Source organism: Haloprofundus halobius (assembly GCF_020097835.1).
Lineage (GTDB): Archaea > Halobacteriota > Halobacteria > Halobacteriales > Haloferacaceae > Haloprofundus > Haloprofundus halobius.
The window spans coordinates 1,310,896-1,331,045 of the sequence record NZ_CP083666.1 but is presented as its reverse complement, the minus strand read 5'-3'; the positions used below and the strand labels follow the sequence as shown (position 1 = coordinate 1,331,045).

The following is a 20,150-nucleotide window of genomic DNA, read 5'->3' as shown; positions in this document are numbered from 1 at the left end:
CGCTAAATTTCTACGATATTGTTACAATCTACAAATAGGTATACGGAGGATTTCAGTCGTCTCCGTCGTCGAGACCCAGGGCGGCGGCGACGTTCAGCAGACCGGAACCCTGTTCGGTCCGGCCGAGACCGAGATCGTCGGCGGTCTCGACCAGTCGCTCCCGTGTCTCCGACGCCGAGAGACCCGTCGAAACGAGCAGGGCCGCCGCCCCGGCGACGTGCGGACAGGCCATCGACGTCCCCGAGTACGCCCGGTACCCACCGGGAACCGTCGAGCGGACGTTCGTACCGGGCGCGGCGATGTCGACCCGCGGTCCCGTCGAGGAGAACGGAGCGAGTTTGCCGCTCCGGTCGACGGCGCTCACCGACAGTACCGTCGGCAGCGTCGCCGGGAAGCCGACCGTGTTCGGACGCATCCGGCCGTTGCCCGCGGCGGCGACGAGTACCACACCGGCGTCCGCTGCGTACCGGCAGGCGTCGCGGAGGAGGTTCGTCGGCCGCTGGGAGCCGAAACTGAGTGTCGCGACCTCCCAACCCCGGTCGGCGACGTGTTCGATACCGGCGGCGATGTCCGAGACGAGACCGACGCCGGCGCAGTACAGTACTTTTACTGCGTGAATCGTCGCATCGGGAGCGACGCCGACGACGCCCACGTCGTTATCAGCGGCACCGACGACGCCCGCGCAATGGGTGCCGTGGTCGTCGTCGTCGTCCCAGTTCGTCTTGCAGCGGTTCCCGTTACCGGCTAACCGGCAGAGCCGCGGCCGTCCCCGGCAGTTGACCGACGCCCGGCCCGCACCGAGGTTCTCGCGGAGATCCGGGTGGTCGGAGTCGACGCCGGTGTCGACGACGGCCACGTCGACGCCGTCGCCCGTGACTCCGGCCTCGCGGGCGAGTTCCGCTCCGATTCGGGAGACACCGTACGGAACCGACTGAGGCGGAGACTGTTGACACGTCCGCATCGTCGCGTTTGTCTCGACGTACCGGATTTGGGGACGCCGTCGAAGCCGCTCCACCGCAGTACGTGGCAGTCTCACCGTCATGGCGTCGAACGCGAATCGCCGAACCACTCGGTCCGCGACGCGTCGGACGGCGTCGTCGGAGCCCTCGACGCCCACGTTCACCTCGACGAGGTCGGTCTCCGCAGGCGCTCGGTCTCTGACGCCCCCCGTCGCGAACCCCGACGTCGCCGCTCCACTCCCGACCGCTCGAAGCATCCCGCGACGGGTCGTCGTTGACTGTCTGGTCATTCGGCGGTGATTCGGCCTAGTGCCTCTTATCTGTGATTTCGGCTGACACGATGGTCGGTCGCGGTGGTCTCTCAGCGCCCGCTGACGGTCGTGTTCGGCAGAACGACCCACGGCGACGTGTATCCGCGACGACGCGTGCTCACGTCGTCGAAGGAGACGCTTTTACCGTCGGAACTGATACCGTGAACCGTGCAAGTCGTCGGCTACGATTCTCTCGACGGGGGTCTCTATCTCGCGCCGAGCGACGGGACGGCACTCGACGACGGCGCGACGTCGGAACCCGCGGACATCGAGTTTCTCCCTCTCGACGCCGACGACGAACTCGCGTACCGACTCGGCGGCCGCTACTGCGCCGGAACCGTCGCCGACGAGGGTCACTACGCCTGCGAGAACGACAACGCGCCGTACTGCGAGTACCACCGGAGCACATGGGTCTGCGCTCGCTGCCGAGGGACGTGTCTCAAAGACGAGATGGACTGTTTCGACGACCATGCCATCTACCTCGCGGCGTTCGCGCCCGACGTGTTCAAAGTCGGCGTCACGAAGGAGTGGCGACTCGACACTCGCCTCAGGGAGCAGGGAGCCGACAGGGCTGCCCATCTCCGTACCGTCGATAACGGCCGCATCGCCCGCGAAATCGAATCCGAACTCGCCCGAGAGTTGACCGACCGCGTGCGCGTCCCGACGAAACGGGCGGGTCTCCACCGGCGGGTCGACTCGGAACGGTGGGAGTCGCTGCTCGCCCAGTTCGACCCCGTCGAGACGTACGAGTTCGACTACGGGTTCAGCCTCGACAGTCGACCGATGGGCGAGACCATCGCTGCCGGGCGCGTCGTCGGCACGAAAGGCCGTCTGCTCGTCCTCGACAACGCGGGTACGACGTACGCCGTCGACATGCGTGACCTCCTCGGCTACGAACTCCGCGAGGGCGAGAGCGACCGAAATCTGCAGTCGAGCCTCGGCGCGTTCGGGTGAGAGGCGCACCAGCGTTCCGAGAGACGTAATCGTATCGCCTGCGGAGATGTCCCGATCCGTTGTTGTGTGGTAACATATAACGTTGGGCTGTATCAATCCACTCACAGAGGGAGCGACGACGATGACCTTGGCAACAGTCCCGCGGTACGACGGCGAGCAGGCGTCCGAGTGGGGAGAACAGGCAGTCGTAGTCGGTGCCGGGATAGCCGGCTTGCTCGCCGCACGCGTCCTCGCTGGCGGGTTCGACGAGGTGACGGTGCTCGACCGAGACCCGTTGACGGACGAGTCGGTCGCACGCCACATCCACGTGCTTCTGAAAGGTGGCGAGTCGACGATAGAAGACCTCTTTCCGGGCTACGGCGAGGAGCTGCTCTCGGCGGGTGGGGTGGTGTTCGATGGGTCGCGGGACGTCTCCTTCTACGCCGAAGGCGACTACCTCGCCGACGGTCCGTGGCGTCTCCCCCCAGTACGGCGCGACGCGGTCGTTGTACGAACGGTTACTCCGGCGGCGCGTCGCCGCTCTCGACGCCATCCCGAACTACCGTCCGGAGATGCCGCGCATCCGAGAGATGCCGTATCTCAAACGGTGACTTGTGCCTCCGCTATCCTTTTGACGACACCTCGTGAGCCTCGGGTATGCACCGTCGTTCCCTCCTCTCGGTCCTCTCCGCGGTCCTCGCAGGCTGTACCGTTCGCGGGACGGAGTTCGGCAGCGACGTGACCCGCGACAGCGCCGAAGACGGCTGTCCCGGGTTCGACGACCGCGCAGACGAACTCGTCTGCGCCGGAACGAAGGCAGAGGGTATTCAGTTCGCCGCAAGCGACGACACTCTCTCGCTCGGCGAGGACGACGCGGGACTCGTGTTCGAGCTGACGAACCGCTCCGAGCAATCGTTCTCGTGTAACCCCTACGACTGGGCGGTCTACAGAAGGAATGGGCCGGTCTGGAGACGTGTTGCTCCTGATGCAGTTCCGGAGCCGCTCCTGCATTTGGCTCCCGGCGACTCGCTGCGCTGGCGACTGCGCGACGCGAGTGACGAGAGCGACTCCGGCGACGACGCCGACAGGACGGTCTCGGACGGGGACAGCAGCAACGAAACCGTATCGAGCGACGAAACAGCCGACAGCGACGAGCGACGAGACGAAGCGGACGAGGAGAGAGCGTACACGGCGACAGCCGATCTCGAACCCGGGACGTACGCGTTCTCGTTTTCGGGTAGCCTCGGTCCGTCACCGTTCGACCGTGGCGGACCGTCGAACGGCACTGCGACGGAAGTCGACGCCGACGCGGCGCCTCGAACGAGAGTCGAGTGCGTCGCCACGTTTTCCGTCGAGTAGTCCTGACGCGACAGCACGAAATCGCCAGACGCCACCACTCCGTCGTCCGAGTGCCAACGCTTTTCGGCGTGGCGCACGAACGGCGACCCATGCCAGAAGACGAATCCGACGAGCCGACGGAGTCCGAGGACGTGAACGTCGAAGCCGAGGAGAACGTCGACGCCGACTCCGGCGACGGCGAGGAGGAGGAGAAATCGTTCCGCGAGCGCGTCGAGGAGATTCGAGAGCGGCGCGCGAAGGAGCGAGAGGAGCGCGGAGAAGAGGGTGAGGACCCGATGGCCGAGATGATGGGCGGTGGCGGACCTGGCGGTATGGGCGGCGGCGGCCCTGGCGGCATGGGCGGTGGCGGCGGTAACCCGTTCGCGCAGATGATGAGCGGCATGATGGGCGGCGGTCCGGGCGGCCCCGGCGGCATGGGCGGCGGCCCGGGCAGTCGCGGCGAGGAGAAAAGCGACAACGAGGCACTCGTCCGAGAGGTCCGACAGCTCCGCGACGAGGTCCGCGACCAGACCCGACAGCTCCAGCGCATCGCCGACGCGCTCGAAGACAACTGACGACGTCGCCCGATCTCGTTTTCTTCGCGTTCACTCGGCGAACAGCAGGTGCGAGTCGCCGAACTCGTGCCAGAGATACCGTTCGTCGACGGCCGACTCGTAGGCGTCGAGCACGCGCTCTCTGCCCGCGACCGCGTACAGCATCGCGAGATGCGTCGTCTCCGGGTCGTGAAGTCCGGTGAGTAGCGCATCGACGGTGGCGACGCCGCGCTCGGGTGTGACGAACGTCCGGGTGAACCCCTCCGTCGGTGCGACGCGCGTGCCGTCCCACGCCGTTTCGAGCGCTCTCACGACGGTCGTGCCGACGGCGACGACGCGACTGCCTCGCTCGCGCGCGGCGGTCACCGCCCGCGCCGTCGCTGCGGGAACGACGAACGGTTCGGGATACAGCGGGTTCCAGACGTCGCGACAACCGCACTCCAGTTGGTCGCACTCGACTTCGAGACTCGACACGCCGGTGTGGAGCGTGAGCGTGGCGATACCGACGCCGCGGCGGCGCAGCATCTCGACGACCCGCTCGGTGAACGGGCGGGCCGCCGAGGGCATCTCCGCGCTGCCGGGCGTCGTCGCGAACGTCGTCTGGTACGCCGAGAGCGGATACTCGCCCTCCAGGTAACCGTATCGAATCGGCTCGCCCGCGCGCGCCATCGCCACTCCGGCGTCGCCTTCGAACCGGACGAACAGAAGGCGGTCGATACCGGGAAACTCGCCGATTACGTGCCCGGTTTCGCCCCCAGCGACGAACTCATCGCCGGTCGAGAGCGGAAGGGGGCCGGGGTCGCCCGGTCCCCACCGCGGTTCGACCAGCCACACGCCGTCGCCGTACTCCGTACAGCAGTTCAGGAGAAATTCGCCGTCGGTCCACGTCGCCGGGAGACTCGCCGGGAGCGTCGCGCTCTGGTTGACCACGAGCACGTCGCCGGGGTCGAGATACTCCGCGAGATTCGAAAAGCGCGTGTGGCGGTGCGCTCCGCGGCGACTCACGAGCAACCGGACGTCGTCGCGGTCCAGCCCGCGTTCCTCCGGCGGTTCGGCCGCCTGCAACACCTCGGGGCGTTCGAACCGGAACTCCGAGAGCTTCACGCCGACTCCCAGAGTTCCGACTGTGCCTCGAACCGCCGCCCGCTCACCGACTGCGGGTCGCGGCCGAACAGCCACGCCCAGAAGGGTAGGGTCACCTCCGGGAGCGGTCTGTCGGAGATGTCTTCGTCGGGGAACGCCCGTCGGTGCATCGCCGTCCGCATGTCGCCGGGGTCGACGCTGACGAATCCTACGTCCGGTTCCTCGGCCGCGAGCGTCTTCGTCAGGAGGTCGAGCGCCGCCTTGCTCGCGCCGTAGCCGCCCCACCGCGGGTAGCCGCCGACGGCTGCGTCGCTCGACACGTTGACGACCAGCCCCCCGGACTCGCGAAGCAGCGGGAGTGTCTCCCGAATCAGCGCCAGCGGCGCGACGGTGTTGACCGAGAGCACGCGCTCGAACTCGGCGGTCGAGAGCTCCGCGAGCGGCGGAAGCGGCGACGGTCCAAGCGCGGAGGCGTTGTTGACGAGAAGCGAGAGACCACCGAGATCCTCGGCCGCTTCCCGAAGGCTCCGGCGGTGGTCGGCGTCGACGACGTCGCCCGGGAGCGGCGTCACGTCCACGTCGAGATCCGCCAGCGACGTGGCGACGACGTTCAGCGGGTCGGGGTCACGCGCGGTCAACACGAGGTCGTAGCCGTCGGCAGCGAGAAACGAGGCGAGAACCGACCCAAGTCCGCGACTCGCGCCCGTGACGAGTGCGACGCGGCTCATCGACGCACCTCGACCGTGGTATCGGGTGCGACGCCGCGACGATTTGTTGTGTGCTTCCGCATACCAACGGTAGGTGAGTGAGGCGCTTAACGCTCTCCCACCAACCGCCGAAAACCGTCCAGGAAGTTCGCCGTCATCCGGTCCCAGTAACGGCATCGTACACCTCGGCGAGACGGTCGACGGCGTGTTCGACACTCATCGCCTCGCGCCGGTCGGTACAGCGACGTTCGAGCGTCTCCACCTCGTCGAGCGTCCGCCCGATGGCCGTCCGGAAGCCCTCGATGTCGCCGAGGTCGTAGTGGTACCCGGTGACGCCCTCCTCGATCGTATCCGAGAGCGCGCCGCAGTCGACGCCGACGACCGGCGTCCCGCAGGCGTTGGCTTCGAGCGCCACGAGCCCCTGCGTCTCGACCGGACTCGGAAAGAGGAACGCGTCGAGCGAACTGTAGAACGCCGGGAGTTCGTCGCGGTCGAGAAAGCCCAGAAATCGGGCGTCGACGCCGCGCGTTCGGGCTCTGGCTTCGATGTGATCGCGCGCGGGGCCGTCGCCGCCGAAGACGACGGTCGCGTCGAGTCCGGCGACGGCGTCGACGATGTCGCCGAGACACTTCTCGTAGCCGTGCCGGCCCGTGTATCCGACGAGCGTGTCCGCATCCGTGAGATCGTGGCGCTCGCGGAACGCCGTCGCGTCGACGGGGCGGAACCGATCGATGTCGACGCCGTTGGGAATGACGCGAAACGCCACGTCGTCGCCGACCCGGCTCCGCAGGTCGCGTTTGGTCGCCTCGCTCGGGACGACGACGGCCGCCGTCTGGCCGAGAAACCACCGCTCGTACGACTCCGAGAGGCGTTCGATGCCGTCTTCGAGACGGTCTCGCGAGGTGAGATACGAGGCGTACTCGCTGCTCGGCGTGTGGTATGAGGCGACGAACGGCACCTCCTCTCGGCGCGCGAGACGGAGACCGCCGAGCCCGAGCGCGAACGGCGTATGCGCGTGGACGATGTCGACGTTCCGCACCGCACGGGGGATGCGCGGGAGGCCGAACCGAAACCCCTCGTAGAACGGAAACGGGAGGCTCCGGATGGGATACTCACCGTCTCTCGGCTCGTAGCCGCCGGCATTGGGGTAGACCACGTCCATCCGCCCGCCGCGGGCCCGCCAGCGGTCCCGCCACGACTCGACGGTGTAGGTGACGCCGTTGACCGTGGGCAGGTAGGTGTCGGTGAACGCGACGACCGAGTGCATTGTCACGGGATTCGAAGACTCGGGGTTAAGTCGTTGCCATCTCGGCTACGGCTCGAGCTGTGAGCTTCCGCCTCGAACCGTCCCTGTCGGAAACCCTCAAATAGAGATCGGTTGCGGCGGTCGTGCTGAATGGAAGGCGCGTACTCAGCAGCGTAACTAAGCGGGAAAACATGGTTGGACCGATTGGTTTAGGTTAAGAACGCATCACGCCAGTAGTCGTCTTCCCAATACTAGTATCCAGAGCGTGTTCTGCTCCAGTCTCGGCCGATCACTCGTCTGATCGGTCCGTGACGCGTATCTTCACTCCGTCATCTCCCCAGAGTTCGACCTTGACACCATCGGTATCGAACGTCACGGTCGTTCGCGGCTGTGCGTCGTGGCGAAAGAGAGATTCGAGGGCGTCGGGATTAATATCCTCGTAGAGGACGAAATCCGTCCGCAGGAGGTCTTCACCCTTACACTCCTCGATGGCATCGAGCACCGCTTCGGTTAACGAGCGGTCTTGATGGGGGGTGTACGATTCCCGCACCGTGGTTGTTTGTTCGGGCCTGTCTTGTTTCACGTGCTACTCGCTCCTCGGCGACATTCCGGAATCGAACTCGGAGAGCGACTCCTCTACGTGTTCAAGTTGCGAATCACCGTGATACCGGACCGTTTTGGTTCGCGCGTCGTAGTCGACGAGTCCAACGGTGTCTAGTTTGGGGAGTGCAACGTGGTGGAGTCGAGTCGCAATCTGCGTCTCGTCTGTGTGGTCACGTCGGGCGAGCGCAGCCGCAACGTCACCAACTGTGACGTGGTCTTCGGACGCGTTTCTGAAGTATGTGATGACGGAGCGACAGCGATGATTGGCGAGTGCGGACAGGAGAGCGTCTTTTCCTTGGTTCATGTTCAGAGAGTTGATTTTCGGGAACACCGGTATACTCAACTCTCAAGGGACTGCGCCAAGTGAGAATTACTTTTGTATATACAGCCATCTTATATAGCCCCGGGTTCAGGCCTCCAGCGCAGTCAGGGTATTGCCGAGGATTCTACGCGTCCCTCGCCGGAGCCAAGAGGCAACTGCCTGCTGGGAGATGCCGAGTTTACTGCAGAGTTCTTTCATTTTCACCTCGCGTGGCGAGTTGAAGTACCCGCGTTCGTACGCGAGAACCAACGCTTCCAGTTGCTCGTCGGTGAGTGCCGCCTCGGTCGCAGTCTCGACCGACGTCAGGGCGTGGAGCGCCGTGAGCGTGATCGGAATGCCCCGTTCACGACAACAGCGTTGGAACTCGGCAATATCGCTTCGTTCGTCACCACGGCCTTCGAACGTCCACTCCGTGTCCGTCCCTCTCGCTTCGATCAATGGGACCCCCGTCTCGGTCAGCGTACCGAGTACTCCCGCGTAGTCCGCAACCAGCTTGGGGTAGCATATGTACGTTACAGATAATTCAGCGAGGGTCACCCCGAAAGAGGCCCGGTTCCATGCTGAATAGATCCTCTGTACTCAGCACACAGATTCTACCAGACAGCAACCGACTCAACACGGCCGTGTGACTCTCGATCTCGGTCGGCGTTCTCGCTCTCATACCGAGACTCCGGCGACGACTACACTCGCCGGGCCAACACGTCCTCGTAGGCGTCGACGAGTTCCTCGCCGACGCGCTTCAGACTGTGTTCGGCGGCCGTCTCTCTCGCGTTCTCGCCGAGTCGCGCCCGGAGGTCGGGGTCGCGCGCCAACAGGTCGAGCGCGCGGCGGAACTCCGCGCGTGTCGAACACTTCAGACAGTCGTGGCCGTGGGTGTAGAACTCCTCGAACACCGGTATGTCGCGGAGGACGACCGCTTTCCCGCAGGCCATCGCTTCGAGGACGGCGATGCCCTGATTCTCGTTTTTCGTCGGGAAGAGGTAGATGTCGCCCGCGCCGAACGCGCCGCGCTTGTCGTCGACCCAGCCGGTGAAGGTGACGTTTTCAGGGGGATTTTCGGTCCAGTACCGCACCGCCTTCGACGCCTGCGGTCCCTCGTCGTACGGGCCGAACCACGCGAACTCGTACTCCGTCTCCTCGGCGAGCTCGCAGAACGTCGTCAACCCCTTGCGCTCGAAGACGTTGCCGACGGTGAAGACGACGAGTCCGTCGAGGCCGAACCGCTCGCGGTACTCCTCGCGGAACGTCTCGAACCCGTCGAGCGATTCGACGTCGACGCCGTTCGATATCGGTCGGATGGGCGCGTCGACGGGGTACGATTCGAGGAGACCTTTCGTATATTCGCTGGGACAGAGCACGAGGTCCGCCTGCGAGTAGAACCACCGGAGATATCGTCGAAGGGGTTTCGCGGCGAGGGTCGACCCCCGGAAACTCTCGGCGAAGTCCTCGCTCGTGACGTGGCTGTGGAGGACGAGCGGCTTGCCGTAGTGCTTGGCGTGGCGGGCGACGGCGAGGCTCCCCGGCCCGATGAGGTTGCAGTGGGCGACGTCGAACTCGACGACGGGGTTGCGGCCGCGGAGCGCGCTCAACGGGATGCGAGTCGGCGACCCGCCGCGCCACGGCGAAGTGACCACCTCCACGTCGGTCTCTTCGAGAGCTGCCCGCTGGTGGTCCGTCGAGGTCCCGATACCGCTTCGATGGAGTTGCGAGGCGAGTTCGAGGTAGTTGAGGACGCGCACTGCTCTGTTTGTTCACAGGAGGCGACTTTTAGTGTGGCGGCTTTTCATCGTTCAGGGAAAGGGAAGGGGAAGAGCGTCGTCCTGCTTCGCACTTGAGAACACCTCGAAAGCCCCGAGCCGCTGGACTCGGGGGAACTCGCTGCGCGCGTTCGGTCGCTGACGCTCCCTCACGTGCTTGCTTCGTCCGCCTTCGTCCAGCGGCTCGCCCCTTTCAATCCCACCCGACGGTGGTTCGTCCGCCAACCGTGGGTGGGATTTCGAGGTGTCTACGGCTGTTCCCGCTGCTCATCTCCGAACCAGAACTTGACAGTAGCGAAGTAGACCATTCTCCCGCAACTCCACCACTCCACAAACGCTTCGGAACACCTATCAGAAAACCCCGACCCAGTACAGCACGGATGCCGACAATCGCCGAGGAGCGCATCGCCCGACTCCACGAACTCGCCCGCGAGGCGACTAAGGAGCGCAAGTTCGACCGCTCCCGCGAGTACGTCCGCCTCGCCCGCCGTCTCGACGAGCGGCACCGCTGCGGCCTCCCCCGCGAGTTCAAACGCTTCTCCTGTGACGCCTGCGATGTCTACCTCGTTCCGGGCGTCAACGCCCGCGTCCGCCTGCAACCGGGCCACGTCGTGATTCGCTGCGACTGCGGACACATCGACCGCTACCCGTACCGCGACTGAGCGTTCGCTCTCCGCGTTTCTCGTCAACCGACGCTACTGGTCGATGACGCCGGTCGGTAACTAAAGCTTCAAACCTCCCGCGTCGCTACGACGGGACAGATGGTAGACAACGAGTTACGCAAACAGGCCCACGACCTCGACGTGACCGTCTGGGTCGGCAAGAGCGGCATCGAAGCGGTGACCGAGGAACTGCGCGACCAACTGGAGGACCGAAAACTGGTGAAGGTGAAGTTCCTGCGCGCGGCCCGCGGCGGCACCTCGACCGAGGAACTCGCCGGCGAACTCGCCGAGTCGGTGAACGCGGAACTCGTCGAGACGCGCGGGAACACAGCGGTGTACCACTAATGGGACTGCTGCTGCAGGCGCAGACCGGCGGCGTCGACCCACGGGGACCCATCGCTCGGTTTCTGACCAACGCGTTCGATCTGGGACAGGACACCCTCACGTACGCCAACACCGTCGACTCGGCGGTCACGTTTCTGGTCGTCTTCGTCGCGGTGTACCTCGCGGGACGACTCCTCGTCCTGCCGGTAGCCGGTCGCCTGCTCGACAACCGAGGGCTGGAGGCGCACGCCCAGAAGCCGCTCCGCAAACTGCTCGGCGTCGTTATCGTCTTCGTCGCCGTCGGCGTCGCCTTCGCCGCCGCCGGGTTCGGGAACATTCTCACCGCGCTGGCGACCATCGGTGCGGCGGCGACGCTCGCTATCGGTTTCGCGATGCAGGACGTCATCGCCAACTTCGTCGCGGGCGTGTTCATCTTCACCGACAAACCGTTCCGCATCGGCGACTGGATCGAGTGGGAGGGTAACTCCGGCATCGTCGAGGACATCAGCTTCCGCGTCACCCGCGTCCGGACGTTCGACAACGAACTGCTGACGGTGCCGAACTCCCACCTCACCGACGGCGTCATCAAGAACCCCGTCGCGAAGGGGAAACTCCGCCTGCAGGTGCCGTTCGGCATCGGTTACGGCGACGACATCGAGAAAGCGACGACTATCATCCTCGAAGAAGCCGAGACGCGCGACGACATCCTCGCCGACCCCGAGCCGTCGGTCCGCCTGACGGAACTCGGCGACTCGGCGGTCGTCCTCAAGTCGCGCATCTGGATTTCGCAACCGAGTCGCTCGGACTTCGTGAAGACCCGCGGCGAGTACGTGACGGCCGTGAAACAGCGGTTCGACGCCGAGGGAATCAACATCCCGTTCCCGAACCGCACCCTCACGGGGTCGCTCGACATCGAGGGGCTGGACCGCGTGATGTCACGCGCCGACGACTGAACGGCGTCGAACGTCCCGTTTCCTTCGTTAGCGGTCCACCGACCCGAGCACGATGTCGAGACTACCGAGCGACGCGATGAGGTCGGGGACGTACTCGCCGTTCGACATCTCCGGCAGCGAGTGGAGGTTGTTGAAACACGGACTCCGAATCTTGAAGCGCGCGGGCGAGTCCGTCCCGTCGGCGCGGATGTAGATACCCATCTCGCCTTTGGCCGCTTCGACTGCCTTGTACGTCTCCGTGTCGTCGTCGGGGCGGAGCGTCCGCGGCACGTTCGACTGGATGTCTCGCTCGTCCTCGGGCCAGTCTTCGAGGATGTCGATGCACTGACCGACGATCTTCGCCGACTCCTCGACCTCGCGGAGGCGGACGAGCAACCGCGAGTAGTTGTCGCAGCCGTCCTCGACGCAGACGTTCCAGTCGAGTTCCGGGTAGTAGCCGTAGGGGTCGTCGCGGCGCAGGTCGTAGTCGATGCCCGAGGCGCGGGCGACGGGACCGGTGACGCCGTAGCTCTTGGCGACCTCGGGGGGCAACACGCCGGTGCCGACGGTGCGCGACTGCAGAATCTCGTTGCCGGTGATGAGGTCGTGGTACTCTTCGAGCGTCGGCGGCAACTCTTCGAGGAAATCTCTGACTTTCTCGAAGAACTCCTCGCGGGGTTCGGGGAGGTCCCAGACCACACCACCCAAGCGGAAGTAGTAGAACATCATCCGCTGACCCGTCAGGTCCTCCATGATGTTCTGAACCTTCTCGCGGTCGCGGACGGCGTACATGAAAATAGCAGTAAAATCGCCGTACACGTCGAGCGCGAACGTGCCGACGGCGAGGAAGTGACCGAGCATCCGTCCGAGTTCGACCGACATCGTCCGGAGCACGTCCGCATACTCGGGCACGTCGAGGTCGGCCAGATCCTCGATAGCCCGCGCGACGGCCCACTCGTTGGGGATGTTCGCGGTGTAGTCCCAGCGGTCCGAGTACGGGATTATCTGGTAGCGGTAGGTACCCTGCTGGCACATCTGCTCCTCGCAGCGATGGAGGTAGCCGATGTCGGGGTCTACGTGGGCGACCTGCTCGCCGTCGAGGATGCAGTTGAGGTGTAGCACGCCGTGGGTCGCCGGGTGGTGCGGCCCGATGTTCAGGAGCATCGTGTCGGTGTCCTGGTCGTCCTCGCCGGGGATTCGACGGTCCTCCTGAAGCGGATTCGTGTTCTCCCGGAGCGTGACGATCTGCGGTCGGTCCTGGTCGTAGTCGAGCGAGAGGGGGTGCCCTTGCCACGTCTCAGGGAGGAGGATGCGCCGGAGGTCGGGGTGGCCCTCGTACTCGATACCCACCAGGTCGTACGCTTCTCGCTCGTGCCAGTCGGCGGTCCGGAACACGGGTTCGGCCGACTGACTCACCGGCCGCTCCGTCGGCGTCGGCACGACGACGCTCACCTCGTCGGTCGGGTCGGCGTACTTCTTCAGGTGATAGATGCTCTCGTAGCGGTCGTCGTACTCCTGCGCGGAGAGACAGGAGAGGTGGTCGAACCCGGCCTCCTCCTTTAGTGTCGAGAGGACGTCTCGGACGGTGTCGGGGCGGACGACGAACGCCGGGGCGTTCTTGTGATCGTCGCGGTCGACGACGAGGTCGCCGAGCAGGTCGGCGAGTTCCTCCTCGGACGTCTGTTCGACGGCGGGCGTCGTCCCCTGTGACTCCGACTCTTCGAGGCTCACGCCGACGCACCGCCGCTCACCGCGGGAACGTCGCCGCTCTCTCGCGCGGTTCGTCTCTCGGTGTGTGGGGTCGAACGCGTCGGCGTCGGGGGGTGATCGTCTCGTAGCATCGGTGAGCTCCCGGTAGCGACGGACTGTCGCGGTGGTCCGGAGCGCGGGGGGCCGCCTGACGGGCCGTCGGTTTCCTTACTGAGGGTCCGCTGCGACCGCTGAAAAGAATTGTCAGAAAATAATGAGAAACTCCACAGCAGCGAACAGACGGACGGGTCTGAGTGTCTCGTCCGAGAGAAGGAGACGGAGGCGTTATTCGTCGAGCGTGCCTTACTCCGTGGTCGTCCGCTCTGGTAACCACCGTCTCAGGCAACTGTCGTCTTTCGTCACTCGTCTACGAGTCCTCCGGTTGGTCGATGTCAGTCCCCTCTACAGGCGTCGAATTCTTGCCTTCCGGGTCGCCGCCGTCGGCGGTTATCGGTCCGCGTCGCTCGCGTCGCCAGACCCACTCGCGCGACAGGAGCCCCTGCGGTTCGATGTCCCACGGGTCGTCGCCGACGATGGGTCCTTCGTACCGCGACTGAATCATGTTCACGAGCCAGATGACCTGACCGAGTCCGAGCAGGAACGCGCCGAGCGTCGCGACCTGATTGAGCGTGGCGAACTGCGGCAGGTACGTCGCGTAGCGGCGCGGCATACCGCCGTAGCCGAGCAGAATGAGCGACAGGAACGTCACGTTGACGCCGACCATCGACAGCCAGAAGTGCCACTTGCCGAGTTTGCGTTGGTACATCCGCCCGGTGACGAGCGGGAACCAGTAGTACGTTCGCGCCATGAGCGCGAACAGAATCGCGCCCGCGACGATGTAGTGGAAGTGACCGACGACGTAGTGGGTGTCGTGCAGCACGAGGTCGACGGGGATAGAGGCGAGAAAGACGCCGGTGACGCCCCCGATGATGAAGTTCGAGACGAACCCGACACAGAACAGCATCGGCGTCGTCAGTCGGAGACTACCGTTCCACATCGTCGCCATCCAGTTGAACGTCTTGACGGCGCTCGGAATGGCGATAGCGAGCGAGACGGACATGAACGAGGCGCGGAGACGCGGGTCCATCCCGGTCGAGAACATGTGGTGCGCCCAGACGCCGAACGAGAGCACGCCGATGGCGAGCGTCGAGTAGACGACGAACTTGAAGCCGAACAGCCGCCGGCCCGCGAAGCGCGGGAGGACGTAGCTGATGATCCCCATCGGCGGCAGGACGATGATGTACACTTCGGGGTGACCGAAGAACCAGAACAGGTGCTGCCAGAGGATGGGGCCGCCGCCCTCGCCCGCGGCGAAGAACGTCGTGCCGAAGTTCCGGTCGAAGAGCAACATGAGCAGCGCGCTCCCGAGCGTCGGGAAGGCGAAGAGAATGAGCCCCGACTGCGTGAGGACGGTCCACGAGATGATGTCGAGGTTCGCCCACGTCACGCCCTCGCCGCGCTCGGCGATGATGGTCACGATGAAGTTTATCGCCCCCATCGTCGTGGAGACGCCCGAGAGGTGCAGACCGAGCAGGATGAGGTTGATACTGATTGCCGACTCGGTCACCGACAGCGGCGGGTACAGCGTCCACCCCGTCTGCGCCGGGTCGAATCCGAAGGGGACGAGCAACACCCCGCTCCAGATGAGCAGCGCGGCGGGCGGCAACAACCAGAAGGCGATGGCGTTGATGCGCGGGAACGCCATGTCGTTGGCCTCGATGAGAAGCGGGATGAAGTAGTTCGCGAAGGCCGCGATACCCGGCGTCGCGACCAGAAACAGCATCGTGATGCCGTGCGTCGTCAAAAACCCGTTGTACAGCGCCGGTTCGAGGAGCACGGTCTCGGGCGTGAACAGCTCCGCGCGCATCAGCATGATAGCTGTCCCAGCCCAGAACAGCGCTACTGTCGAGAAGACGCCGTAGAGGATACCGATGTCCTTGTGGTCGACGGTTGTCAGCCACCGGAGGAGTCCGCCCGGCTTCTCCGCGTGGACGCGTTCGCGTCGCTCCGCAGTCTCTCCGCTTCCGACACCGAGCGGCGTCGTCTGTCGCCAACTCCCGACGCGCGTCAACCAGAGCGCGACGCCGACGAGGAACAGCCCCATCAAAACTGTCAACAGCAGTTGGGCGTTGAACCCGAGCTGGAGGACGAGTCGGTCTGCGACGACGTTCACGGCGGACCAGCCCAGTTGTAGCGCACGACGAAGTCATCGACACGGCCGTGTCCGCGGTCGACCGCGTAGCTGTGCGTCCTCGCTCGGCCGTCTCCGGTGTCAGTTGGTCTGGTTTCTACATCCATTGTCGGCTCCACGTCCCCCTCGCCGCGTGTTCGGTCGCACGGGTCGGTGTCGGGCTCTTCAGGGTGGTTTCAGAACGGGTTGCGAAAAATATTATCAGCTAATTGGTAGAAAGTCAACCGACAGGTAGCGTCACGGACGACGGTAAGAGAAGGAGAAACGAGTGTCTCGGACGTCGAACGTCAGTCGAGCAACTGCGCGGCGATGGTGTTGCGCAGAATCTCGCTCGTGCCCTCGTAAATCTCGTTGAGTTTCGCGTCCCGGTAGTAGCGCTCAACGGCGAAATCCGTCGTGTAGCCGTAGCCGCCGTGAATCTGGATTCCCTCGTTTGCCACCTCGCGGCTGATCTCGCTGGCGTACAGTTTCGCCTGCGCGGCCTCCTTGATGAAGTCCTCGCCGCGAATCTTCTTGTCCGCCGCTCGGTGCATGAGGAGCTTGGCGGCCTGCACCTTCGTGTCCATGTCGGCCAGTTTGTGCTGGATGGACTGGAAGCCGGAGATGGGCTGGTCGAACTGCTCGCGCTCCTGCGAGTACTGGAGCGCGTCGTCCAGTGCGGCGCGGGCGATGCCGACGGAGCGCGCGGCGATGGTGATGCGCCCGCCGTTGAGCGTCTTCAGCGCGTGAACGAAGCCGTCGCCCTCCTCGCCGAGCAGGCGGTCCTCGGGGATGCGCATCCCGTCGAAGCGGAGTTCGGCGGTCGGACAGCCCTTGTCGCCGAGTTTGTGCTCGGTGCCTTCGACGACGAAACCGTCGTCCTCCTCGGGGCGGACGATGAAGGAGCTAATACCCTTGTTTCCGGCGTCGGGGTCGGTCTTCGCGAAGAGGGTGACCGTGTCGGCGACCGAGCCGTTCGAGATCCACAGTTTGCCGCCGTCGACGACGTACTCGTCGCCGTCCTTTTCGGCCGTCGTCGTCATCGAGGGGACGTCGCTGCCCGCGCCCGCCTCCGAGAGCGCGAACGCGCCGATGTCCTCGCCGGTGTTCAGCGGCGTGAGGTACTCCTGCTTCTGGTCCTCGTCGCCGAAGGCGTACACCATGTTGCCCGCGAGGCTGGTGTGGGCGGCGACGACGGTTCCCAGGCCGCCGCTGCCGCGCGAGATCTCTTCGAGGCCGATGGCGTAGGAGTGGTAATCGAGACCCGCACCGCCGTACTCCTCGGGGAACGGCATCCCCATCAACCCGAGTTCGGCCATCTCGGAGACGAGGTCGGCGGGGAACTCGTCGCTCTCGTCGATGTCGGCGGCGACGGGCCGAATCTCCTCGTCGACGAACTCCGCGACCATGTCGCGAATCTGCTTCTGCTCCGCGGAGAGCTGGAAGTCCATACTCCGGTCTTTCACCGTCTTCCGTTTAGGTTTTCCGGGTGCAGGACGCGAGGACGACGAAACGCGGGGAGTTGCCACGAGGCTTTTTATGTCTCCTTCCGTAAGCAGGGATACTTCGGATGCCTGAAGACGCAGATGCCCGACCGCCCGGGAACGACGCAGACTTGCAGTGGTGTCACGACGCCGTCCAAGGCGTTTCGAGGACGTTCGCACTCACCGTGCGCGTCCTCGACGAGCCGATGTCATCGTACATCTGTCTCGGCTACCTCGTCTGCCGTATCGCCGATACCGTCGAAGACGCCGAGCACATCCCTGCCGACGAGCAAGCACGCTTGCTCCGCCTGTACGACGCGGTGCTCGACCCTGCAGACGAGACGAGTATCGAACAGTTCGCCGAGGCAGTCGCTTCGTGGGTACCCGCGCCCGAGGCTCGAAACGACGATTGGGAGGTCGTCGCCGAGTCGCCGCGCGTATTCGCGACGTTCGAGTCGCTTCCCGACGACGTTCGGAACGCCGTGACGCCGCCGGCCCGCGAACTCGTCCAGGGGATGGCGATGTTCGTCGAGCGCTACGCCGATACGGACGGCCTCCGCATCCAGTCGCGCGAGGAACTCGAAGAGTACTGCTACTACGCCGCCGGAACCGTCGGAAATCTCATCACCAACCTCGTCACTCGCGGCGACATCGACTCCGAGCGCCGCAAGCGCCTCTACAACACCGCCGAGGAGTTCGGCCTCCTCCTCCAACTGGTCAACATCTCCAAGGACGTCTACGACGACTACACCGAGGAGAACAACGTCTACCTCCCGGCCGAGTGGCTCGAAGACGAAGGTGTCCCCCAAGACGAGGTCGTCGACCCCGCGAACAAGGCGGGCGCGACGAACGTCGTCCGCCGGACGGCCTCGCACGCTCGGACGTTCCTCGACGACGCGCAGACGTACCTCGAAACGGTGCCGACCACCGACGGCAACACCCTCGCCGCGTGGGCGATTCCGTTCCTCCTCGCCGTCGGGACGCTCCGCGAACTCTCGGCGAACCCCGAGGACGCGCTCACCAGCCACGGCGTGAAAGTCTCTCGACAGGAGGTGTTCGCCGTCGTCGGCGCGATGACGAACGAGGGGCGGCACTCGCTGGCCGAACTCCGCGAGGCCATCTCGCGAGCGCCGTACCACCGGGTCGCCCAGCAAGCGGACTGACGCGTCGCCTCGCAGACGGACCGACCGCTGGTACGCCGAACGCACGCTTCGACGCGGGCGACTTCCGGGACGTTTAACCTGCAGTCGCGCACGCCTTCTGGCATGAAAGCCACCGCGCGAGCACACCCGATTCAAGGTCTCGTGAAGTACCACGGGATGCGCGACCCGAAACTCCGACTGCCGTACCACGACAGTATCAGCGTCTGCACCGCGCCCTCGTCCACGACCACGACCGTCGAGTTCGACCCCGACGCCGACGAGGACATCTTTCTCATCGACGGCGAGGCGGTCGAGGGCCGCGGCGCAGAGCGAATTCAGGCCGTCGTCGACCACACCCGCGAGTTGGCAGGCATCGACTACGCCGTGCGCTTCGAGAGCGAGAACAACTTCCCCTCGAACGTCGGGTTCGGTTCCTCTTCCTCTGGTTTCGCCGCCGCCGCGATGGCGCTCTCGGAGGCCGCGGGTCTCGACCTGACGCGCCCGGAAATCTCGACTATCGCCCGCCGCGGCTCCTCTTCGGCTGCTCGCGCCGTCACGGGCGCGTTCTCACAGCTCTACACCGGACTGAACGACGACGACTGCCGCTCCGAGCGCATCGAAACCGAGTTGGAAGACGACCTCCGCATCGTCGCGGGACTGGTGCCCGCGTACAAAGAGACCGAGCAGGCCCACGAGGAGGCCGCCGAGAGCCACATGTTCCAGGCACGGATGGCGCACATCCACGGCCAAATCGCCGAGATGCGCGACGCGCTCCGCGCTGCCGACTTCGACCGAACGTTCGAGTTGGCCGAGCACGACTCGCTGTCGCTGACGGCGACGACGATGACCGGTCCCTCGGGGTGGGTGTACTGGCAACCGGAGACCATCGCCATCTTCAACGCCGTCCGCGAACTCCGCGACGAGGGCGTGCCGGTGTACTTCTCGACGGACACCGGCGCGAGCGTCTACGTGAACACGAAAGCCGACTACGCCGACGAAGTCGAGCGGGCGATTTCGGACTGCGGCGTCGAGACGATGGTGTGGGAGGTCGGCGGCCCCGCCAAGATTCTCCCTGAATCGGACGCGCTGTTCTGAGGCGGACACGCCGGACCGTTCGACCACGCTGGGTCGTCCGATCACGTCCGCATTACCGGAGTTGTCGTCGAACGAGGCGTCCCTCCGGTGACGATCGAGTGACGTGACAGACTCTCGTTACATCCGACGGTCGATCTGCTAACGCTACTGAACCTCGTCTCCGACAGTATCGGAAAGTGTGAAGGGTGTTACCACCCGACATCCGTCTGGATTTCGACGCGTTCGACGGAACCGACTCGGCGGGTCCACGATGGCGTTCACGAAATCCGGAGGAGACAATGGTATCAGACCAGACGCGAGCGGAGATAGAAGCGTATCTCGGGCAGGTACCCAGTTGGCTCGACGCGCTCTCAGAGCCTGCTGCCGACCACAGTTGGGGAGTCGTCCGTGACCTCGAACTCGGCGAGACGGAACTACCGAACCGGGAGAAGGCGCTCGTCGCACTCGGGGCCGCGGCGGCGATGAACTGTCCGTACTGCATCCACTTCCACGGGGAGGAGGCGCGATTGGAGGGAGTCGACGAGACGGGTCGCAGCGAGGCCGTCAACGTCGCCGCCAACGTTCGATACTTCTCGACGATCCTTCACGGTGCGGAGGTCGACCTCGACGAGTTCAGAGCGGAGACGAGCGAAATCGTCGACTACATCGAAGAACAGGGGGCGGAAGCGGCCGGCGCCGACTGAGTCGGCTTCACCACGGTCTTTTTTCACGAACCGAGTGGGAAGCGGAGCGGTGAAGCGAAACTGTTCGAGAGCGAACTCCCGACGAGCGGGGGCGAG

20 protein-coding genes and 1 pseudogene are annotated in these 20,150 nt (G+C 65.0%); 10 read left to right on the top strand and 11 right to left on the bottom strand.

Annotated features, from left to right (window positions below):
- Window positions 1-52 precede the first annotated feature (52 nt).
- Complete coding sequence (locus LAQ74_RS06955; RefSeq protein WP_224336432.1) at window positions 53-1,249, bottom strand: S8 family peptidase; 1,197 nt, start codon at window positions 1,247-1,249, stop codon at window positions 53-55.
- Window positions 1,250-1,438: 189 nt separating this feature from the next.
- Between LAQ74_RS06955 and LAQ74_RS06950 the strand changes: the two genes are divergently transcribed.
- The 4 genes from LAQ74_RS06950 to LAQ74_RS06935 all read left to right on the top strand — a co-directional run bounded on the left by LAQ74_RS06950 (window position 1,439) and on the right by LAQ74_RS06935 (window position 4,116).
- Window positions 1,439-2,224: a DUF2797 domain-containing protein gene (locus LAQ74_RS06950; protein WP_224336430.1), complete on the top strand. Its 786-nt coding sequence runs from the start codon at window positions 1,439-1,441 to the stop codon at window positions 2,222-2,224.
- Between the two features lie 121 nt (window positions 2,225-2,345).
- On the top strand, window positions 2,346-2,945 hold the full coding sequence (locus LAQ74_RS06945) for a hypothetical protein (RefSeq protein WP_224336428.1): 600 nt from the start codon (window positions 2,346-2,348) through the stop codon (window positions 2,943-2,945).
- Window positions 2,861-3,562: a hypothetical protein gene (locus LAQ74_RS06940; RefSeq protein WP_224336426.1), complete on the top strand. Its 702-nt coding sequence runs from the start codon at window positions 2,861-2,863 to the stop codon at window positions 3,560-3,562. Before LAQ74_RS06945 ends, LAQ74_RS06940 begins: the two co-directional genes overlap by 85 nt.
- Before the next feature lie 89 nt (window positions 3,563-3,651).
- Entirely contained in the window at window positions 3,652-4,116 is a 465-nt protein-coding gene (locus tag LAQ74_RS06935) for a hypothetical protein (protein ID WP_224336424.1), read from the top strand.
- A 30-nt stretch (window positions 4,117-4,146) separates the two neighbouring features.
- Here the strand turns inward: LAQ74_RS06935 and LAQ74_RS06930 are convergent, their stop codons facing one another.
- The 7 genes and pseudogenes from LAQ74_RS06930 to LAQ74_RS06905 all read right to left on the bottom strand — a co-directional run bounded on the left by LAQ74_RS06930 (window position 4,147) and on the right by LAQ74_RS06905 (window position 9,795).
- Window positions 4,147-5,199, bottom strand: a complete 1,053-nt coding sequence (locus tag LAQ74_RS06930) for an S-adenosylmethionine:tRNA ribosyltransferase-isomerase (RefSeq protein ID WP_224336422.1) — start codon at window positions 5,197-5,199, stop codon at window positions 4,147-4,149.
- Complete coding sequence (locus tag LAQ74_RS06925; protein WP_224336420.1) at window positions 5,196-5,906, bottom strand: SDR family NAD(P)-dependent oxidoreductase; 711 nt, start codon at window positions 5,904-5,906, stop codon at window positions 5,196-5,198. The genes LAQ74_RS06930 and LAQ74_RS06925 overlap by 4 nt, the downstream gene beginning before the upstream one ends.
- Window positions 5,907-6,039: 133 nt before the next feature.
- Window positions 6,040-7,152 (bottom strand): glycosyltransferase, encoded by a 1,113-nt coding sequence (locus tag LAQ74_RS06920; protein WP_224336418.1) that lies wholly within the window; start codon window positions 7,150-7,152, stop codon window positions 6,040-6,042.
- A gap of 268 nt (window positions 7,153-7,420) precedes the next feature.
- The gene (locus LAQ74_RS06915; RefSeq protein WP_224336416.1) at window positions 7,421-7,714 is read right to left on the bottom strand and encodes a HalOD1 output domain-containing protein; all 294 of its coding nucleotides are present in this window, start codon (window positions 7,712-7,714) and stop codon (window positions 7,421-7,423) included.
- A gap of 3 nt (window positions 7,715-7,717) precedes the next feature.
- Window positions 7,718-8,038 carry a DUF7344 domain-containing protein gene (locus LAQ74_RS20590; RefSeq protein WP_425498516.1) on the bottom strand — a complete coding sequence of 107 codons (321 nt, stop codon included), beginning with the start codon at window positions 8,036-8,038 and terminating at the stop codon, window positions 7,718-7,720.
- A gap of 105 nt (window positions 8,039-8,143) precedes the next feature.
- A pseudogene (locus tag LAQ74_RS06910) lies at window positions 8,144-8,539 on the bottom strand (helix-turn-helix domain-containing protein); the annotation flags it as partial.
- Window positions 8,540-8,736: 197 nt separating this feature from the next.
- Window positions 8,737-9,795 carry a glycosyltransferase family 4 protein gene (locus LAQ74_RS06905; protein WP_224336412.1) on the bottom strand — a complete coding sequence of 353 codons (1,059 nt, stop codon included), beginning with the start codon at window positions 9,793-9,795 and terminating at the stop codon, window positions 8,737-8,739.
- 398 nt (window positions 9,796-10,193) lie between these two features.
- Here LAQ74_RS06905 and LAQ74_RS06900 point away from each other — a divergent pair, with 398 nt between their 5' ends.
- From LAQ74_RS06900 to LAQ74_RS06890, 3 genes are all read left to right on the top strand, one after another.
- Window positions 10,194-10,475, top strand: coding sequence for a ribonuclease P protein component 4 (locus tag LAQ74_RS06900; RefSeq protein ID WP_224336410.1), 282 nt, complete (start codon window positions 10,194-10,196; stop codon window positions 10,473-10,475).
- Between the two features lie 99 nt (window positions 10,476-10,574).
- Window positions 10,575-10,820 (top strand): YhbY family RNA-binding protein, encoded by a 246-nt coding sequence (locus LAQ74_RS06895; protein WP_224336408.1) that lies wholly within the window; start codon window positions 10,575-10,577, stop codon window positions 10,818-10,820.
- On the top strand, window positions 10,820-11,752 hold the full coding sequence (locus LAQ74_RS06890; protein ID WP_224336406.1) for a mechanosensitive ion channel family protein: 933 nt from the start codon (window positions 10,820-10,822) through the stop codon (window positions 11,750-11,752). The genes LAQ74_RS06895 and LAQ74_RS06890 overlap by 1 nt, the downstream gene beginning before the upstream one ends.
- Window positions 11,753-11,779: 27 nt before the next feature.
- On the opposite strand, the gene LAQ74_RS06885 is transcribed toward LAQ74_RS06890, so the two are convergent.
- The 3 genes from LAQ74_RS06885 to LAQ74_RS06875 all read right to left on the bottom strand — a co-directional run bounded on the left by LAQ74_RS06885 (window position 11,780) and on the right by LAQ74_RS06875 (window position 17,101).
- The gene (locus tag LAQ74_RS06885; RefSeq protein ID WP_224336404.1) at window positions 11,780-13,462 is read right to left on the bottom strand and encodes an NADH-quinone oxidoreductase subunit D; all 1,683 of its coding nucleotides are present in this window, start codon (window positions 13,460-13,462) and stop codon (window positions 11,780-11,782) included.
- Window positions 13,463-13,847: 385 nt separating this feature from the next.
- A complete protein-coding gene (locus LAQ74_RS06880) occupies window positions 13,848-15,584 on the bottom strand; it encodes a cbb3-type cytochrome c oxidase subunit I (RefSeq protein ID WP_224337175.1) in 1,737 nt (578 codons plus the stop codon).
- A 374-nt stretch (window positions 15,585-15,958) separates the two neighbouring features.
- Window positions 15,959-17,101, bottom strand: a complete 1,143-nt coding sequence (locus tag LAQ74_RS06875; protein ID WP_224336402.1) for an acyl-CoA dehydrogenase — start codon at window positions 17,099-17,101, stop codon at window positions 15,959-15,961.
- Between the two features lie 119 nt (window positions 17,102-17,220).
- Between LAQ74_RS06875 and LAQ74_RS06870 the strand changes: the two genes are divergently transcribed.
- The 3 genes from LAQ74_RS06870 (at window position 17,221) to LAQ74_RS06860 (ending at window position 20,054) form a co-directional block, all read left to right on the top strand.
- Window positions 17,221-18,297 (top strand): phytoene/squalene synthase family protein, encoded by a 1,077-nt coding sequence (locus LAQ74_RS06870; RefSeq protein ID WP_224336400.1) that lies wholly within the window; start codon window positions 17,221-17,223, stop codon window positions 18,295-18,297.
- 102 nt (window positions 18,298-18,399) lie between these two features.
- A complete protein-coding gene (mvaD, locus tag LAQ74_RS06865) occupies window positions 18,400-19,371 on the top strand; it encodes a phosphomevalonate decarboxylase MvaD (protein WP_224336398.1) in 972 nt (323 codons plus the stop codon).
- 278 nt (window positions 19,372-19,649) lie between these two features.
- Window positions 19,650-20,054 (top strand): carboxymuconolactone decarboxylase family protein, encoded by a 405-nt coding sequence (locus tag LAQ74_RS06860; RefSeq protein WP_224336396.1) that lies wholly within the window; start codon window positions 19,650-19,652, stop codon window positions 20,052-20,054.
- Window positions 20,055-20,150: the final 96 nt, after the last annotated feature.

Bases quoted from the DNA above. Each gene is read 5' to 3' on its own strand.
- LAQ74_RS06895 (WP_224336408.1), top strand. From the start codon at position 10,575: ATGGTAGACAACGAGTTACGCAAACAGGCCCACGACCTCGACGTGACC.
- LAQ74_RS06875 (WP_224336402.1), bottom strand. From the start codon at position 17,101: ATGGACTTCCAGCTCTCCGCGGAGCAGAAGCAGATTCGCGACATGGTC.
- LAQ74_RS06920 (WP_224336418.1), bottom strand. From the start codon at position 7,152: ATGCACTCGGTCGTCGCGTTCACCGACACCTACCTGCCCACGGTCAAC.
- LAQ74_RS06940 (WP_224336426.1), top strand. From the start codon at position 2,861: ATGCACCGTCGTTCCCTCCTCTCGGTCCTCTCCGCGGTCCTCGCAGGC.
- LAQ74_RS06945 (WP_224336428.1), top strand. From the start codon at position 2,346: ATGACCTTGGCAACAGTCCCGCGGTACGACGGCGAGCAGGCGTCCGAG.
- LAQ74_RS06900 (WP_224336410.1), top strand. From the start codon at position 10,194: ATGCCGACAATCGCCGAGGAGCGCATCGCCCGACTCCACGAACTCGCC.
- LAQ74_RS06860 (WP_224336396.1), top strand. From the start codon at position 19,650: ATGGTATCAGACCAGACGCGAGCGGAGATAGAAGCGTATCTCGGGCAG.
- LAQ74_RS20590 (WP_425498516.1), bottom strand. From the start codon at position 8,038: ATGAACCAAGGAAAAGACGCTCTCCTGTCCGCACTCGCCAATCATCGC.
- LAQ74_RS06880 (WP_224337175.1), bottom strand. From the start codon at position 15,584: ATGGGGCTGTTCCTCGTCGGCGTCGCGCTCTGGTTGACGCGCGTCGGG.
- mvaD (WP_224336398.1), top strand. From the start codon at position 18,400: ATGAAAGCCACCGCGCGAGCACACCCGATTCAAGGTCTCGTGAAGTAC.
- LAQ74_RS06955 (WP_224336432.1), bottom strand. From the start codon at position 1,249: ATGACCAGACAGTCAACGACGACCCGTCGCGGGATGCTTCGAGCGGTC.
- LAQ74_RS06925 (WP_224336420.1), bottom strand. From the start codon at position 5,906: ATGAGCCGCGTCGCACTCGTCACGGGCGCGAGTCGCGGACTTGGGTCG.
- LAQ74_RS06870 (WP_224336400.1), top strand. From the start codon at position 17,221: ATGCCTGAAGACGCAGATGCCCGACCGCCCGGGAACGACGCAGACTTG.
- LAQ74_RS06935 (WP_224336424.1), top strand. From the start codon at position 3,652: ATGCCAGAAGACGAATCCGACGAGCCGACGGAGTCCGAGGACGTGAAC.
- LAQ74_RS06890 (WP_224336406.1), top strand. From the start codon at position 10,820: ATGGGACTGCTGCTGCAGGCGCAGACCGGCGGCGTCGACCCACGGGGA.